General features: G+C 66.3%; 12 protein-coding genes. 6 read left to right on the forward strand and 6 right to left on the reverse strand.

Going from position 1 to position 15965, the window contains the following annotated elements:
* Window positions 1–29: 29 nt before the first annotated feature.
* Window positions 30–2189 (forward strand): excinuclease ABC subunit UvrB, encoded by a 2160-nt coding sequence (uvrB, locus tag ACYQ8K_RS09485; RefSeq protein ID WP_459968310.1) that lies wholly within the window; start codon window positions 30–32, stop codon window positions 2187–2189.
* 57 nt (window positions 2190–2246) lie between these two features.
* Entirely contained in the window at window positions 2247–3665 is a 1419-nt protein-coding gene (locus ACYQ8K_RS09490; RefSeq protein ID WP_459968312.1) for an MFS transporter, read from the forward strand.
* Between the two features lie 2 nt (window positions 3666–3667).
* On the opposite strand, the gene ACYQ8K_RS09495 is transcribed toward ACYQ8K_RS09490, so the two are convergent.
* Entirely contained in the window at window positions 3668–4387 is a 720-nt protein-coding gene (locus tag ACYQ8K_RS09495; RefSeq protein WP_459968314.1) for an MgtC/SapB family protein, read from the reverse strand.
* Window positions 4388–4439: 52 nt separating this feature from the next.
* Window positions 4440–6026, reverse strand: a complete 1587-nt coding sequence (locus ACYQ8K_RS09500) for a mannosyltransferase (protein WP_459968316.1) — start codon at window positions 6024–6026, stop codon at window positions 4440–4442.
* Between the two features lie 284 nt (window positions 6027–6310).
* On the opposite strand from ACYQ8K_RS09500, the gene ACYQ8K_RS09505 reads away from it, so the two are divergent.
* On the forward strand, window positions 6311–6754 hold the full coding sequence (locus ACYQ8K_RS09505; protein WP_459968318.1) for a universal stress protein: 444 nt from the start codon (window positions 6311–6313) through the stop codon (window positions 6752–6754).
* A 7-nt stretch (window positions 6755–6761) separates the two neighbouring features.
* Here the strand turns inward: ACYQ8K_RS09505 and ACYQ8K_RS09510 are convergent, their stop codons facing one another.
* Window positions 6762–7439, reverse strand: a complete 678-nt coding sequence (locus ACYQ8K_RS09510) for an MBL fold metallo-hydrolase (protein ID WP_459968320.1) — start codon at window positions 7437–7439, stop codon at window positions 6762–6764.
* Window positions 7440–7572: 133 nt separating this feature from the next.
* Here ACYQ8K_RS09510 and uvrA point away from each other — a divergent pair, with 133 nt between their 5' ends.
* A complete protein-coding gene (uvrA, locus tag ACYQ8K_RS09515; protein WP_459968322.1) occupies window positions 7573–10488 on the forward strand; it encodes an excinuclease ABC subunit UvrA in 2916 nt (971 codons plus the stop codon).
* Window positions 10489–10494: 6 nt separating this feature from the next.
* Here uvrA and ACYQ8K_RS09520 read toward each other — a convergent pair whose 3' ends face one another.
* Window positions 10495–10743 carry a PspA/IM30 family protein gene (locus tag ACYQ8K_RS09520; protein ID WP_459968324.1) on the reverse strand — a complete coding sequence of 83 codons (249 nt, stop codon included), beginning with the start codon at window positions 10741–10743 and terminating at the stop codon, window positions 10495–10497.
* Window positions 10744–11013: 270 nt separating this feature from the next.
* Here ACYQ8K_RS09520 and ACYQ8K_RS09525 point away from each other — a divergent pair, with 270 nt between their 5' ends.
* Window positions 11014–11727, forward strand: a complete 714-nt coding sequence (locus tag ACYQ8K_RS09525) for a hypothetical protein (protein WP_459968326.1) — start codon at window positions 11014–11016, stop codon at window positions 11725–11727.
* Between the two features lie 42 nt (window positions 11728–11769).
* Window positions 11770–12372 carry a class I SAM-dependent methyltransferase gene (locus ACYQ8K_RS09530; protein WP_459968328.1) on the forward strand — a complete coding sequence of 201 codons (603 nt, stop codon included), beginning with the start codon at window positions 11770–11772 and terminating at the stop codon, window positions 12370–12372.
* A gap of 38 nt (window positions 12373–12410) precedes the next feature.
* On the opposite strand, the gene ACYQ8K_RS09535 is transcribed toward ACYQ8K_RS09530, so the two are convergent.
* Both ACYQ8K_RS09535 and ACYQ8K_RS09540 read right to left on the reverse strand, forming a co-directional pair.
* Window positions 12411–14276: a putative bifunctional diguanylate cyclase/phosphodiesterase gene (locus ACYQ8K_RS09535; protein WP_459968330.1), complete on the reverse strand. Its 1866-nt coding sequence runs from the start codon at window positions 14274–14276 to the stop codon at window positions 12411–12413.
* A gap of 205 nt (window positions 14277–14481) precedes the next feature.
* Complete coding sequence (locus tag ACYQ8K_RS09540) at window positions 14482–15852, reverse strand: cytochrome P450 (protein ID WP_459968355.1); 1371 nt, start codon at window positions 15850–15852, stop codon at window positions 14482–14484.
* Between the last annotated feature and the right edge of the window lie 113 nt (window positions 15853–15965).

The raw sequence follows: 15965 nt of genomic DNA on the forward strand, positions 1-15965 counted from the left end.
TTGTCGGTGATCGGTTCTACCCTGGTGGCATGGCATTCGCCACGGAGCATCCCGTAGTAGCGCATTCGGAGTATCGCGCTGTCGACGATGTCGTGCGCGTCGGCGGCGACTTCGAGGTGGTCAGCCCGCACGATCCCGCCGGCGACCAGCCAGCCGCCATCCAGGAGCTGGAACGGCGGATCAGGGCGGGGGAGCGCGACGTCGTGCTGCTGGGTGCCACCGGCACCGGGAAGTCGGCCACCACCGCGTGGCTCATCGAGCGGCTGCAGCGGCCCACCCTGGTGATGGCGCCCAACAAGACGCTGGCCGCGCAGCTGGCCAATGAGCTGCGAGAGATGTTGCCGCACAACGCGGTTGAATACTTCGTCTCGTACTACGACTACTACCAGCCCGAGGCGTACATCGCGCAGACCGACACCTACATCGAGAAGGACAGCTCGATCAACGACGACGTGGAGCGGCTACGGCACTCCGCGACGTCCTCGCTGCTGTCCCGGCGCGACGTGGTCGTGGTGGCGTCGGTGTCGTGCATCTACGGCCTGGGCACGCCGCAGTCCTACCTGGACCGCTCGGTCGAGGTGCGGGTGGGCGCCGAGGTGCCGCGGGACGCGCTACTGCGGCTGCTGGTCGACGTCCAGTACACCCGCAACGACCTGTCGTTCACCCGCGGCTCGTTCCGGGTGCGCGGCGACACGGTCGAGATCATCCCGTCCTACGAAGAGCTGGCGGTGCGCATCGAGTTCTTCGGTGACGAGATCGAGGCGCTGTACTACCTGCACCCGCTCACCGGCGACGTGATCCGCCAGGTGGACTCGCTGCGGATCTTCCCGGCCACCCACTACGTGGCCGGCCCTGAGCGGATGGCCCACGCGATCTCGACGATCGAAGCCGAGCTGGCCGAACGCCTGGCCGAGCTGGAGGGCCAGGGCAAGCTGCTGGAGGCGCAGCGGTTGCGGATGCGCACCAACTACGACATCGAGATGATGCGCCAGGTCGGCTTCTGCTCGGGCATCGAGAACTACTCCCGGCACATCGACGGCCGGGGTCCGGGCTCGCCGCCGGCGACCCTGTTGGACTACTTCCCCGAAGACTTCCTGCTGGTCATCGACGAGTCCCACGTCACCGTCCCGCAGATCGGCGGGATGTATGAGGGCGACATGTCGCGCAAACGCAACCTGGTCGAATACGGGTTCCGGCTGCCGTCGGCGTGCGATAACCGCCCGCTGACCTGGGAGGAGTTCGCCGACCGGATCGGGCAGACGGTGTACCTGTCGGCCACCCCGGGACCCTACGAGCTCAGCCAGTCCGGCGGCGAATTCGTCGAGCAGGTGATCCGCCCGACCGGCCTGGTGGACCCGAAAGTGGTGGTCAAGCCGACCAAGGGGCAGATCGACGACCTGATCGGCGAGATCCGGAAGCGCACCGAGGCCGACCAGCGGGTGCTCGTCACGACGCTGACCAAGAAGATGGCCGAGGACCTCACCGACTACCTGCTCGAGATGGGCATCCGGGTGCGATATCTGCACTCGGAGGTCGACACGCTGCGCCGGGTGGAGCTGCTGCGCCAGCTGCGGCTGGGCGAGTACGACGTGCTGGTCGGCATCAACCTGCTGCGCGAGGGGCTCGACCTTCCCGAAGTGTCTCTGGTGGCGATTCTGGACGCGGACAAAGAGGGCTTCCTGCGCTCATCGCGCAGCCTGATTCAAACCATCGGCCGCGCGGCCCGCAACGTCTCCGGTGAAGTGCACATGTACGCCGACACCATCACCGATTCGATGAAGGAGGCCATCGACGAGACCGAACGGCGGCGGGCCAAGCAGGTCGCGTACAACGAGGAACACGGCATCGACCCGCAGCCGCTGCGCAAGAAGATCGCCGACATCCTCGACCAGGTCTACCGCGAGGCGGACGACAGCGAGACGGTGGAAATCGGTGGCTCGGGCCGCAACGCGTCGCGCGGCCGCCGCGCACAGGGTGAGCCGGGCCGCGCGGTGAGCGCGGGGGTGTTCGAGGGCCGCGACACGGCCGGCATGCCGCGCGCCGAGCTGGCCGACCTGATCAAGGACCTCACCGCCCAGATGATGGCCGCGGCGCGTGACCTGCAGTTCGAGCTGGCGGCGCGGTTCCGCGACGAGATCGCCGACCTCAAGAAGGAACTGCGTGGGATGGACGCCGCCGGCCTGAAATGAGTTTGCTGGCAACCGATCTCCGGCCCTTATCCCCGCGCGACCCCATACTGTGGAGGCGTGACCGACGCGGCGACTATCACCGGCGGCTGGCGGGAGCTGTTGGGCGCGAGGTACCTGAGAACGTCCATCCTGCTGGCCGGCGGGGTGGCGCTCTACGCCACGAATGAGTTCCTGACCACCAGCTTATTGCCCAACACCATCGCAGAAATCGGCGGCAGCCGGCTCTACGCGTGGGTCACGACGCTGTACCTGGTGGGGTCCGTGGTCGCGGCGACGATGGTCAATCCGATGCTGCTGCGCATCGGGGCGCGGTCGTCGTATCTGATGAGTCTCGCCGTGTTCGGCATCGCCAGCCTGGTTTGCGCCGCCGCACCAACCATGCATGTTTTGATTGCTGGACGGGCCATGCAGGGGGTTGCCGGGGGCTTGCTGGCCGGCCTGGGTTATGCGGTCATCAACTCCGCCCTGCCCCGCTGGCTATGGACGAGGGGCTCGGCCCTGGTATCGGCGATGTGGGGGGTCGCGACGGTGGTCGGACCAACCACGGGAGGCCTGTTCGCGCAGCTCGGGATCTGGCGCTGGGCGTTCGTCGCGATGGCCGTCCTGACCTTGCTGATGGCTCTGCTGGTCCCGGTCGCGCTGGCCCGCGTCAACCCGACGACGGGCCTCGCCAGGATGAAGGTCCCGGTGTGGTCGCTGCTGATCATCGGGGCGGCGGCGTTGGCCGTCAGTGTCGCGCAGATTCCGCGCAACACCGTCGCGACGTTTGGGCTGTTGGCGGCGGGCATCGGCCTGGTCGGCGTCTTCGTGGTCGTCGACTGGCGGATGCACGCGGCCATCCTGCCGCCCAGCGTGTTCTCGCCCGGTCCCCTGAAGTGGATCTACCTCACCATGGGCGTGCTGATGGGCGCGGCGATGGTGAACACCTACGTGCCCCTGTTCGGGCAGCGGCTGGCGCACCTGACGCCGATCGCGGCCGGATTCCTGGGGGCGGCGCTCGCGCTGGGCTGGACGGTGAGCGAGATCGTCAGCGCGTCGCTGGAGAACCCACGGACGATCGGGCGGGTGGTCATGGTGGCGCCGATGGTGGCCGCGTCGGGCCTGGCGCTGGGCGCCGTCGCCCGGCACGGCGACGACTCGGCCTGGACCGCCGCCCTGTGGGCGGTGGCCCTGCTGGTCGCCGGGATCGGGATCGGGATGGCCTGGCCGCACCTGTCGGCCCGCGCGATGGCGTCCGTCGCGGACCCGGCCGAGGGCGGCGCCGCCTCGGCGGCGATCAACACGGTCCAGCTGACCTCCGCCGCGATCGGCGCCGGACTGGCCGGTGTCGTCGTCAACACCGCCACCGGCGGCGAGGAGATGGCGGCGCACCTGCTGTTCACGGTGTTCACCGCGTTGAGCGCGGCTGGCGTGGCGGTGTCCTACGCCGCCACGCGGGCCACCCGGCAAGCCGAGCCGGTGGCCACCGGGGGCTGAGCTCAGTCGGGCGCGTCCTCGGGTCGCAAGACCGCCACCACCCCGTCAACCTCGCCGAACACCTGCTGCGCGTTCGCGATCTTGGCGCCCGACAGCGTCATCGTCACCCGGACCTCGCCGTCGTCGATGTCGTGCGCGTCCGCGTCGAGCTCGGTGAGCTGCCAATTGCGCTGCCCGCAGATCCGCAGCACCTCACGCAGCATGCCCCGGCCGTTCTCGTAGATGATCTGCACCCGGATCGTCCCGCCCAGTTGGGCCGTCAGGCGGCTCTCGACCGCCTTGAAGGCGAGTGCGCTGACGAAGTGCAGCGCCACCACCGCGACCGCGAGCATCAGCAGACCGGCCCCGGTCGCCAAACCGATTGCGGCGGACTCCCATACGGCCGCGGCCGTCGTCAGCCCGTGCACCGCCCCGCGCCGGGTGATGATGATGCCCGCACCCAGGAAGCCGATCCCCGAAACCACTTGGGCCGCAACGCGTGACGGGTCCAGCACATTCGTACCGGCGGTCAGGACGTCGGTGAAGCCGTACTTGCTGACCAGCATGATCAACGCCGACGAGGTCCCGACGATCGTCTGGGTCCGCAGCCCCGCGCTCTTGCCCTGGATGGTTCGCTCCAGCCCGATGAGCGTCGTCAATCCGAACGCCACAAACAGTTCGATGAGGTGCCGGACACCCTGCACGTTGCCTCCGAATAGCGGTGCGGTCAGCCAGGTCTGCATGTTCAACAACTACCCACCACAAGGCGGTTGACGCCGCGAGGACAGCGGCGAATCACCGCGTGGACTTGACAACCTGCGAGTAGTGGAACTGCCACCGCTCGACGATGTGGAACCCGAGATAGCCGGGGAACCGGTAGGCCGGGGCGCGCCCGAATGCGCTTCCGGGCGGTAGCGATTGCCCGGCCTGATGGTCCGGCAGCGAGTTGTCCTTATTGGTGATCGTCCAGATCGCCGGGCATTTATTGATTTTGGCGGTCGTCAGCCACACGGCGACGTGCCCGTCCCACAGCGATCCGACCCTCGGGCCGTACGCACCTCGCTCCACGTCGATCAGCGACCGGAAGGCCGCGGGGCGGGTGGCCAGCAGCGCACGAATCGGTCCGGGCCGCCACGGCACGGTGTTGTCCACCATCAGACAGTCGCCGGGCGCGGCGTGGGAGCTGATCAGATCGGCGACCTGGCTGTAGTCCCACCCTTCTTTGGCGTACGGCCAGCGTTGGACGAACAGGTAATCGGGGACGGCCGCCCCGACGAAAAGCGCGACGAGACCGGCGATCAGCCACGCCCGGCGCCCCACGGTGATGATGCAGATGGCCAGCACCACGGCCATCGCCGGCGTGGTCAGGATCAGGTAGCGGGGGAAATACATCGGCTCGCCGACCGCCGAATAGATGACGACCGCGGCGGTGGGCAACACCATCCACGCGATGCAGATGGTCAGCAGGCGACGCATCTCGCCCGGCGGGGCCGGCGCGCCGGCCAGCCGAGCGGCGACCGCGGCCACCATGATGACCGCACTGAGCACCGCGAACGGCACGCTGTGGTCGAAATACTGGCGCTGGGTGATGTCGAAGGCGTAGTGCCAGCTGATCGGGAAAAGCCAATTGACCTGGAACGCCTGACCATGGGCGAACAGGATGAAGGGCGTCATCGCGCCTAGGGCGACGGCCGTGCTGGCCGCCCACCAGATCGCCGGCAATTTCCGGGATCCTTTGGGCGCCAGTAGCGGCAGCATCGCCGCGTAGACGAGGACGAGCAGGATCAGGTTGAGGCTCAGCAGAATCGACGCCATCAGCGCCACGGTGTAGCCGACCCAGAGCCTGGACCGGTGTCGCCGCACCGCGGCGACGAACAAGACCGTCAGCCAGATCGCCGCGGCCACCGACATCGCATACGAGCGGGCCTCGATGCCCGCCCACGTGGTTCGCGGCAGGATGGCAAAGAGGATGCCGGCGCACACCGCGGTACCGCGGCTGGGCGTGAACTGCCTGGTGAAGACGATGACGCCGGCGGCGGCCGCTCCGATCGCCAGGGCGCTGGGGAAACGCGACCAGAATTCGGTGGGCGGGAACAGGGCGAACCAACCGTGCATCAGCAGGTAATAGGCGCCGTGGACGGCGTCGATGTGACCCAGCAACCGCCACAGCTCGGGCAAAGTCCGGCTGGCCGAAGCCGATATCGTCGCCCCTTCGTCGAACCAGAACGAGGGCCGGCAGGCCCAGGCGGCGCTGACGGCGGTGGCGAACAGCGCGATCGCCCACGGGTCGAGCAACCGGCCGCGCGCACTCCCGGACGCGGGCTCGCCGCCGAAATCCCCGGCACGGGGCTCGACGGTGGGCTCGAGGGTGGGCATGGACATGATGCTTGTTACTGTAAGGCGCGGTTGATGGAACGGGTCACAAACCGCGTCCGGCGCATTCGGACTTCGTGTCCGCTTTACCGAAAAGCGGCGTAATGCAATGCCTTCCGCGTTGGCCCTGCACATTCGATTGTTTTGTCGTTGGCGATATTGTCCGTTGCCGCAGCCGGCGCCCGCAAATTGCGGATGCGCCACGCCACGCGGTGTCGTTAATCTGCCTCCTGCGCATCGAGCAAACGCGCTACTGTCTTGGGTTGGCTGACCAACCGAAACTGGGAGGGTAAATGGGCGCCTATCGGACTGTGGTGGTAGGAACCGATGGCTCGGATTCGTCGATGCGCGCGGTGGAGAAGGCGGCGCAGATCGCGGGAGCGGAGGCCAAGCTGATCGTGGCGTCGGCGTACCTGCCCCAACATGAGGACGCCCGGGCCGCCGACGCCCTGCGGGACGAAAGCTACAAGGTTTCGGGCACCGCCCCGATCTACGCGATCCTGCGCGACGCCAAGGACCGCGCCCACGCCGCCGGTGCGCAGAACATCGACGAGCGGCCCATCGTCGGGGCGCCGGTCGACGCGTTGGTGCACCTCGCCGACGAGGAGCAGGCCGATCTGCTCGTCGTCGGCAACGTCGGCTTGAGCACGATCGCGGGCCGGCTGCTGGGATCGGTGCCGGCCAACGTCTCGCGTCGGGCCAAGACCGACGTGTTGATCGTGCACACCACGACGTAGCCGCGCGCTACCAGCCCCGCTCGCGCCATTCGCTCAGGTGCGGGCGTTCGACGCCCAACGCCGTGTCGTCACCGTGACCCGGGTAGATGACCGTGGAGTCGTCATACACGTCGAACACCCGGGTGGTGACGTCCTCGATCAGCTGAGTGAAATCGCCCGGCTGCCACGTCTTCCCGACGCCGCCGGGGAACAGGCAGTCGCCCGTGAACAACTGGGTGACCCCGCCGGTCGCGGGCCCGTCGAGGGCCAGCGCGATCGAGCCCGGCGTGTGCCCGCGCAGGTGGATGACGTCGAAGGTCAGTTCGCCGATCTGCACGGCGTCGCCGTTGCCCAGCAAACGGTCCGGTTTGACCGGCAGCGGTTCCGCGTCGACCTCGTTGGCGGCGGTCGGGGCCCCGGTGGCGGCCGCCACCGCCTCCAGCGCCTGCCAGTGATCGAAGTGCTGGTGGCTCGTCACGATCAGCGACACCTTCGGCGCGTGTTGCCGGATCAGCTCGAGGAGCACGTCCGCGTCGTTGGCGGCGTCGATCAGCAGCGTTTCGCCGGTAGCGGAACAAGTGATCAGATACGCATTGTTGTCCATGGGGCCGACGGAGACCTTTAGGATCGTGGCGCCGGGTAGGGTCCGGCGAGCCGCGGTACCGGGGTCGACGTGCCCGGTGTAGTTGTCGTCCACTGCAGTCATACCGGTCACGCTACTGGTCAAAAACTGCTTGTCGGTATGGACACATAGCATGGAATGCGCCGCGCGCAATTCCGGTTCGGATTTCGCAGTGCGGCTACGAGAAGTCGCCAGATAGTTCCTGAGAGGGGCAGCGTTGGCTGACCGTCTGATCGTCAAGGGCGCCCGCGAGCACAACCTGCGCGGCGTCGATCTTGACCTGCCCCGCGACGCGCTGATCGTCTTCACCGGGCTGTCGGGTTCGGGGAAATCGTCGCTGGCCTTCGACACGATCTTCGCCGAGGGGCAGCGCCGCTACGTGGAGTCGCTGTCCGCCTACGCCCGCCAGTTCCTGGGCCAGATGGACAAGCCGGACGTCGACTTCATCGAGGGCCTGTCCCCGGCGGTGTCCATCGACCAGAAGTCCACCAACCGCAACCCGCGTTCGACCGTCGGCACCATCACCGAGGTGTACGACTACCTGCGGCTGCTCTACGCGCGGGCGGGCACGCCGCACTGCCCGATCTGCGGCGAGCGGATCGCCCGCCAGACCCCGCAGCAAATCGTCGATCAGGTGCTGGCGATGCCCGAGGGCACCCGATTCCTGGTGCTCGCCCCGGTGGTGCGCACCCGCAAGGGCGAGTTCGCCGACCTCTTCGAGAAACTCAACGCGCAGGGCTACAGCCGGGTGCGGGTCGACGGCGTCGTGCGCCCGCTGACCGATCCGCCCAAGCTGAAGAAGCAGGAAAAGCACGACATCGAGGTGGTGGTGGATCGCCTCACCGTCAAGGCGTCCGCCAAGCAGCGGCTCACCGATTCGGTGGAAACCGCGCTGAACCTGGCCGACGGCATCGTGGTGCTCGAGTTCGTCGACCACGAACACGACGCGCACAACCGGGAACAGCGCTTCTCCGAGAAGCTGGCCTGCCCCAACGGGCACGCGCTGGCGGTCGACGACCTGGAACCGCGGTCATTCTCGTTCAACTCGCCCTACGGCGCCTGCCCGGAGTGCAGCGGCCTGGGCATCCGCAAGGAAGTCGACCCCGACCTGGTGGTGCCCGACCCCGAGCGCACCCTGGCCGAGGGCGCGGTGGCGCCGTGGTCGGCCGGCCACACCGCGGAGTACTTCACCCGGATGATGGCCGGGCTGGGCGACGAGCTGGGCTTCGACGTCGACACCCCCTGGCGCAAGCTGCCGGCCAAGGCCCGCAAGGCGATCCTCGAGGGCTCCGATCATCAGGTGCACGTGCGGTACCGCAACCGGTACGGCCGGACCCGGTCGTACTACGCCGATTTCGAGGGCGTACTGGCGTTCCTGCAGCGCAAGATGGCCCAGACCGAATCCGAGCAGATGAAGGAACGCTACGAAGGCTTCATGCGGGACGTGCCCTGCCCGGAGTGTGACGGAACGCGGCTCAAGCCGGAGATTCTGGCCGTCACGCTAGCCGCGGGGGACCGGGGCGCGAAGTCCATCGCCGAGGTCTGCGAGCTGTCGATCTCGGACTGCGCGGACTTTCTGAACGGGCTCACCCTCGGCCACCGCGAGAAGGCGATCGCCGGGCAGGTTCTCAAGGAAATCCAGTCGCGGCTGGGCTTTTTGCTCGACGTGGGGCTGGAGTACCTGTCGCTGTCCCGCGCCGCGGCGACGCTGTCCGGCGGTGAGGCGCAACGCATCCGGCTGGCCACCCAGATCGGGTCGGGTCTGGTCGGCGTGCTCTACGTGCTCGACGAGCCGTCCATCGGGCTGCATCAGCGCGATAACCGCCGGCTCATCGAAACCCTTACGCGGCTAAGGGGTTTGGGTAACACCCTGATCGTCGTCGAGCACGACGAGGACACCATCGCGCACGCCGACTGGATCGTCGACATCGGCCCGCGGGCCGGTGAGCACGGCGGCGAGATCGTGCACAGCGGCACCTACAGCGAGCTGCTGGCCAACAAGGATTCGATCACCGGCGCCTACCTGTCGGGCAAGGAACGCATCGAGATGCCGGCGAAGCGGCGACCCGTCGACCGCAAGCGTCAGCTGACCGTCGTCGGCGCCCGCGAGCACAATTTGCGTGGCATCGACGTGAATTTCCCGCTCGGCGTGCTCACCTCGGTGACCGGTGTGTCCGGATCCGGCAAATCGACGCTGGTGAACGACATCCTGGCCGCGGTGCTGGCCAACCGGCTCAACGGCGCCCGCCAGGTGCCCGGCCGGCACACCCGGGTCACCGGGCTGGATCACCTGGACAAGCTGGTGCGGGTGGACCAGTCCCCGATCGGTCGCACGCCGCGCTCCAACCCGGCCACCTACACCGGGGTGTTCGACAAGATCCGCACCCTGTTCGCCGCCACCACCGAGGCCAAAGTCCGTGGCTATCAACCGGGCCGGTTCTCGTTCAACGTCAAGGGCGGCCGCTGCGAGGCGTGCACCGGTGACGGCACGATCAAGATCGAGATGAACTTTCTGCCCGACGTGTACGTGCCGTGCGAGGTCTGCCACGGCGCCCGGTACAACCGGGAAACCCTGGAGGTGCACTACAAGGGCAAGACCATCTCCGAGGTGCTGGACATGTCCATCGAGGAGGCGGCGGAGTTCTTCGAACCGATCACCGGCATCCACCGTTACCTGCGCACCCTGGTCGACGTGGGGCTGGGATATGTGCGACTCGGCCAGCCCGCGCCGACGCTGTCCGGCGGCGAGGCTCAGCGCGTCAAACTGGCCGCGGAACTGCAGAAGCGCTCGACCGGGCGCACGGTGTATATCCTCGACGAGCCCACCACGGGCCTGCATTTCGACGACATCCGCAAGTTGCTGAAGGTCATCAACGGCCTGGTCGACAAGGGCAATACGGTCATCGTCATCGAGCACAACCTGGACGTGATCAAGACCTCGGACTGGATAGTCGACATGGGACCGGAAGGCGGCGCCGAGGGCGGAACCGTTGTCGCGGAAGGTACTCCGGAGGACGTCGCCGCGGTGCCGGAGAGCTACACGGGGAAGTTCCTCGCCGAGGTGATCGGCCGCAGCCCGGCGCCGTCCAGCGCTCCGCGCCGAGCGAACCGACGCCGCAAAGTCACCGCCTGAGCGCGGTCATCCCTGCTCGGGCCGCATCGAGTCCCGGATCTGGGCCAGCCGTTCGGCCGCGGCCCGCTGGCGTTCGTCGTACTGCTCGTCGACCGAGCGGCCTTCGGGTGATTCCGCGTCGAGTTCGGCCGCGCCCTGCGCGGTCGCATACCGGGCCTCGATCTGGTCGCGCACCGACTCGAAGGTCGGTACACCGCTGTCGTCGTATTCGGGGACGGGCCCGGCGGGGCCGGGCGTGACTGGTTCGTCGGGCATGCCGTCACGGTACTGCGACGGTCGAGAGAAATATGCATGGTCGTTTTGGGTGCGGAAGCGTCAATATCGGCGTCGCGGTAGTACGGCGAACCCCCGAGCACCAAAACAAAAGGTACACAAGGGCCTTTTTGCGCCCTAATGCCCTCGCCGGGGCGGTCGAATTCGTCCGTTTATGTCACAATCCCTTTGGTTAATTTCTTGCGAGTCGAAATAGCAAAGACGCTCTCAAAAAATTACTCGTTAGTAACGGAGAATAGGCGGAGGTCACGCATGGAAGCGGTGCAAATCACGGGGCTCGGGATTGACGGTCCGTGGTCGGAAGGGTTTGGTTGGCGTGATCACGCGACCGGCTGCTGGGTCGCCGCGGCGACGCCGGCCGCGGAACCCGATCTGTGGAATCAGTACCTGGAAGGCGCGCTGAACAGCTATCGGCGGCACGGGCTGGATTGGGTACTCGATCTCGACCAGATTCAGGATGGAACCGACACGTCCCTGTTTTTTGCTGCGCTTGACCCGCAAGGGCGAGTCGTCGGAGGTACACGTGTTGTCGGGCCTTTGCGCTCGCCGGAGGACTCCCATGCTCTCGAGGAATGGAAAGGCAACCCGGGCCTTCCGTTGCTGCGCCATATGATTTCCAACCGGCTTCCGTTTGGCGTCGTCGAGGTGAAAAGTGCGTGGACCAATTCTCGCGAATACGGCAATCGCGCGCTCTCCACCGTGTTGGCCCGCACCGCGCTGCCGATGATGACTTTGCTGGGTGTTCAATTCGTGATGGCCACCGCGGCGGCCCACGTGCTGGAGCAGTGGCAGTCCTCCGGGGGCGTCGTTGCTAACCGGGTACCGGCGGCGGCCTATCCCACGCAGGACTACCGAACCAAGGTGATGTGGTGGGATCGCCGCACCCTTGCCACACATGCCGAGCCGGCACAGTTCAAGCTGATGTGCGCCGAGAACGCCGAAATCCTCAGTCGCATCTCGGCGTAGGGCGGTGCCGGGCCCGTTGGCGCGAATGTCATCATTGCGGCTATGGCTTCTCGACACAGGAGATTTCGGTTCTTCTACCGGGTCGGCTTCACGCCGTGGGAAGGTCACCCGATCGGGCAAGGTCTGCGAGATCTCGTCGAGGGAACCAAAGACACACCTGCGCTGACCACGGGGCAGGCTCTCGACGTGGGATGCGGGACAGGGGACTGCGCCATCTACCTCGCCCAGCAGGGCTGGCGCGTCACCGGGGTGGACTACGTCGCGAAGCCGCTTGAAAAGGCGCAAGCGAAAGCCGGCAAGGTCGGCGTCTCGGTCGACTTCATCCGTGCCGATGTGACGCAGCTGAGTCAGTCCGGGATCGGCACAGGCTTCGACTTGATCGTCGACAACGGCTGCATCCACAACATGAGTGGCGGCGACCGTGAGGCGTACGTCCGGGAAGTCGGCGCCGTGGCGGCACCCGGCGCGCGGCTGTTCATTGCCGCATTTCCTCCTGGCGGCCGGTTCGGCGTGCCGGGCATCGATCACGCCGAGATCCAACGACGTTTCACTCCCCACTGGACGCTGTTATCCACCGGCGACGAGCAGGAGCTCGACGATAGGAAGACCCCGGCGTATTACTACCTGCTCCAATATCGCGACTGAGCGCCCGATCGGATGCCAGTGCCGTGAGTTCGGCGGGTTTAAACCGCGTTCCCGCTTCCCGAAGACCGGGTGCTGGAGAAGTCCATCGGTATGGCGCGTTTCGCCAGGAGCGACTCCATTGCCGCGCTGTCGAGCGGGCGGGACAGCAGAAACCCTTGTGCGCGATGGCATCCCAGGCTGAGCAGTCTCTCGGCTGCGGCCACGGTTTCCACCCCCTCGGCCACGACGTCGAGCCCGAATGCGTCGGCCAGGGCCATCGTCGAGCGCACGATCGCAAGATCACCGGCGTTGGTATCAAGACTCTGGACAAACCCTTTGTCGATCTTCAGCGAATCGACGGGAAGGGATTTCAGATAGGTCAACACGCTGTAGCCGGTCCCGAAGTCGTCGATGGCGATCTGTACCCCAACGTCCTTCAATCCGAACAATGTCTGACGTGTTGCGTCGATATCTTGGACCACAACGCTTTCGGTGATTTCCAGACATACAGTGCTGGGATCAAGCCCGAACTCGTCGAGGGTGGAAGCGACCGTGTCAACGATGCCGGCCGTGACGAGCTGCACGGGCGATACGTTGATTCGAAGCACCGTGCCGTTGCCAACACCGTGTGACCGCCAGATCCCGAATTGCGCACACGCCGAGCGCATTACGAGCCGGCCTAGTTTGGCACCGAGGTTGATCGATTCCACGACCTGGATGAACGAATCGGGCATCAAGAGCCCCAGCGTCGGGTGCTGCCAACGTATCAGCGCCTCGGTGCCGAGGATCTCGCCGGTGCGCATGTCGAACTCCGGGAGGTAGTGCAGGACCAACGCGCCGCCACCGCCCTCGATCATCCCTGCCAGGTGCAGCTCGATGTCGTTGCGAATCATGTCTGTTGTCGACATTTCCGGGCGGAAAGTCGTGACGTTGTTACCGCCGGATGCCTTGGCCGACCGGGTGGCCTGGTCGACCCGTCGTAGTAGGTCCGACGTGGTCTCTTCCCCGGGTAGGCCAGACGCGACGCCGATACTTACTGTGCGACTGAGCATCTCACCGTCGATGCGGATCGGTAGGTGGACCCGGTCGTACAGCGAGCGGGCGAATGCTTCGGCGGCCTCGACATCCATGGCCGCGGAGGGCACGACGCCGAATTCGTCGCCACCGAAACGGGCGATGACCGAGGGGATCTGGGTGGCCTCGCGTAGTAGCGCGGCGAACTTCTCGATGAATCGATCGCCGGCGTCTTGGCCGAGGCGACTGTTGATGACCTTGAAGCGGTCTATAGCGAGGAATACGACCGAGACCGGGCCGGGCTGTCCCTTCGCGAGCCGGGTGTCGAGGTGTGCGATGAGCGCCCTGCGGTTCAGCAATCCGGTGAGTTCATCGTGCTCAGCGAGGTAGTGAATTTGCTGTTCGGCGACGACGCGGGCTTGCAGTTGCGCGAAAAGCGCGGCGATCGCCTGCAGCGCATTGAGTTCTTCGGATAACCATTCACGGTCGCCGAGCTTGCCGAAGGCGAGCGTGCCGGTGGTTACGTCGCCGGACAGCAGCGGAACGGCGGCCAGGGAAACGGCGGGAGCTCCGGTGCCCTCTTCGATCCGGTGCTGGTAGTCGGCGTTCTCGGGCTCAGGTCGAACCACCTCGGGCGCCTTGAGGTGTTCGGTCCGCGCGAAGATGGAGTCGGCATCGGCGAAGTACACCAAACCGATCGGGTCCGGGTCGGCGTTGCGTGGCGGGAATTCGGCGATGAGGACGGTCGCGCGGATGGTGTGATCGTTGTGGCGCAGGAAGCTGAAGTCCACGCTCAGGTCGCGAACCAGGTTGCCGAGCACGCGTTGGCTGATCGCGGCAGAGTCCGCCGCGGTGGCCGCCATCAACTCAGCGGCGGCAGCGGTGACCAGGTGGTCCAGTGTGCCCGACATTGCCCTAACCGTAGCGGTAAGCGGTGCGCTGCGGTTCGCATTGCATAGGGCGTCTAGCAATGATTCGCTCACGTTTACGCCAGCGTGTGATCAAGGCCGCATGGACTCATACCAGTGAGTGTCTCGACAAGGAAACGCGGCGCCGGCGCGATGAATTTTTGAACGGTCTGCTGACACAAGCGCGTTAGCTGGTCGGCGTACTGGGCTAGCGACGCCGTCGAATACGAGCGCGGATCGGACCGCCGGCAATCATGGTGAAGTGCAGCGCGAGCGGAAATTCGTCATCGAGAGAGCGGATTTCGGCTCCGCGGACGAGGGTTGCCAAGGCGAGGGTCACTTCGAGCATGGCGAAATGGTCGCCGATGCAGGAGCGCGGTCCGCCACCGAAGGGCAGGTATTGCCAGCGATCGAGCGCCTTGAAGTTTTCCGGGCTGAACCTCTCGGGGTCGAACCGAAGTGGATCCTCCCAGAGTTGGGGGTCGCGCTGTACGGCCATCCGCCCGACGATGAGCATGGTGCCTTTCGGCACCCGATAGCCGCCCACCGCGACGTCGCGGGAGGCCATGCGCGTGCCCGTGGGTGCCGGGGGACACAGGCGGAGCGATTCTCGTATCACCTGCATCGTGTACCCGAGGCGGGGAAGGTCGTCGGACGTCAGTGGCCGATCCGGTAGGGCGGCGACTTCGGCTGCAACGCGCTCTTGACAATCGCGGTGGTGTCCCAGAGCCCACAGTGCATAGGTCAAGGCCGTCGTCGTGGTGTCGTGGCCGGCGAAGAGGAACATGACCAGCTCGTCGCAAATCTCCTCGTCGGTCAACCGTTTTCCGGTCACCGGATCCTCGGCAGCGATGAGCGCGTGGACCAGCGGTGCGACTCGTGTCGGATCGGCGCGACAGTCCCGCAAGATCTCCTGCGTCAGAGCGTGGAGTCTGGCGCTTGCCGCTCGCGCACGCCGACGCGCCGGTGTGGGCAACCAGCGAGGCGCGCGAAGCGGACTCGTCGCGCGCCTGACCGCGTAGGCGAGGGCAACCCGCAGCGGCTCGACAACCTCGTCGGCACGCTGTTCCAGGTCGAGCCCGAGCACCGATCGTCCAAGCGCACGCAACGTGATCGTGCGGCATTCGGCGTCCAAATCGATGACGGCGTCCTCACGCCACCCCTCACTCACGGATTGCGCAGCCTGCTCCATGTGACCGCCGAACTCGCTCACACGCTGTTTGGTGAACACCGGCTGAAGGGTGCGCCGGCGTGACTTCCATGGTTCGAAGGGAAGATCGGTGAGGCTGGCGCCGATGATGTGGCGCACCTGCTCGAAGACCGGTGTGGTCTTGTCGACGGAATCGTCTTTGGTACTGAGGATGTCGCGGATGGCTTCCGGAGACGTCGCAAGCACCATCGGAGGCATCAGCCACCGCGGCCCCAAGGTGAAAAAGCTCACCCGTCCGCCGGCGTCACGCAGCCTTTCCGTCCCGGTGCTGAATTCCCTCACCGCCGCGAGGCGCTGACGAAAGGGCATCGGGTTCACCGGCGGCAAAGGTAGACACTTGATTCCGTCACTCGCAAGGGCCTGAACCACGCCTACCTCCCGCTGATAATGACGTTGCCCACGTCGATCCAAAGGACCGCGCAGGCCGAAAGCTTGCCGGCCCCCGCTGACCGGACAAGTATTCCAGGACATCCGTTCCGACG

The sequence above is a fragment of the Mycobacterium sp. MUNTM1 genome, from assembly GCF_054660795.1.

What these genes read in the sequence shown, in the direction of transcription:
- uvrB (WP_459968310.1), top strand. Translation starts at nt 30, where the DNA reads ATGGCATTCGCCACGGAGCATCCCGTAGTAGCGCATTCGGAGTATCGC.
- ACYQ8K_RS09495 (WP_459968314.1), bottom strand. Translation starts at nt 4,387, where the DNA reads ATGCAGACCTGGCTGACCGCACCGCTATTCGGAGGCAACGTGCAGGGT.
- ACYQ8K_RS09500 (WP_459968316.1), bottom strand. Translation starts at nt 6,026, where the DNA reads ATGTCCATGCCCACCCTCGAGCCCACCGTCGAGCCCCGTGCCGGGGAT.
- ACYQ8K_RS09505 (WP_459968318.1), top strand. Translation starts at nt 6,311, where the DNA reads ATGGGCGCCTATCGGACTGTGGTGGTAGGAACCGATGGCTCGGATTCG.
- ACYQ8K_RS09510 (WP_459968320.1), bottom strand. Translation starts at nt 7,439, where the DNA reads ATGACTGCAGTGGACGACAACTACACCGGGCACGTCGACCCCGGTACC.
- ACYQ8K_RS09520 (WP_459968324.1), bottom strand. Translation starts at nt 10,743, where the DNA reads ATGCCCGACGAACCAGTCACGCCCGGCCCCGCCGGGCCCGTCCCCGAA.
- ACYQ8K_RS09525 (WP_459968326.1), top strand. Translation starts at nt 11,014, where the DNA reads ATGGAAGCGGTGCAAATCACGGGGCTCGGGATTGACGGTCCGTGGTCG.
- ACYQ8K_RS09530 (WP_459968328.1), top strand. Translation starts at nt 11,770, where the DNA reads ATGGCTTCTCGACACAGGAGATTTCGGTTCTTCTACCGGGTCGGCTTC.
- ACYQ8K_RS09535 (WP_459968330.1), bottom strand. Translation starts at nt 14,276, where the DNA reads ATGTCGGGCACACTGGACCACCTGGTCACCGCTGCCGCCGCTGAGTTG.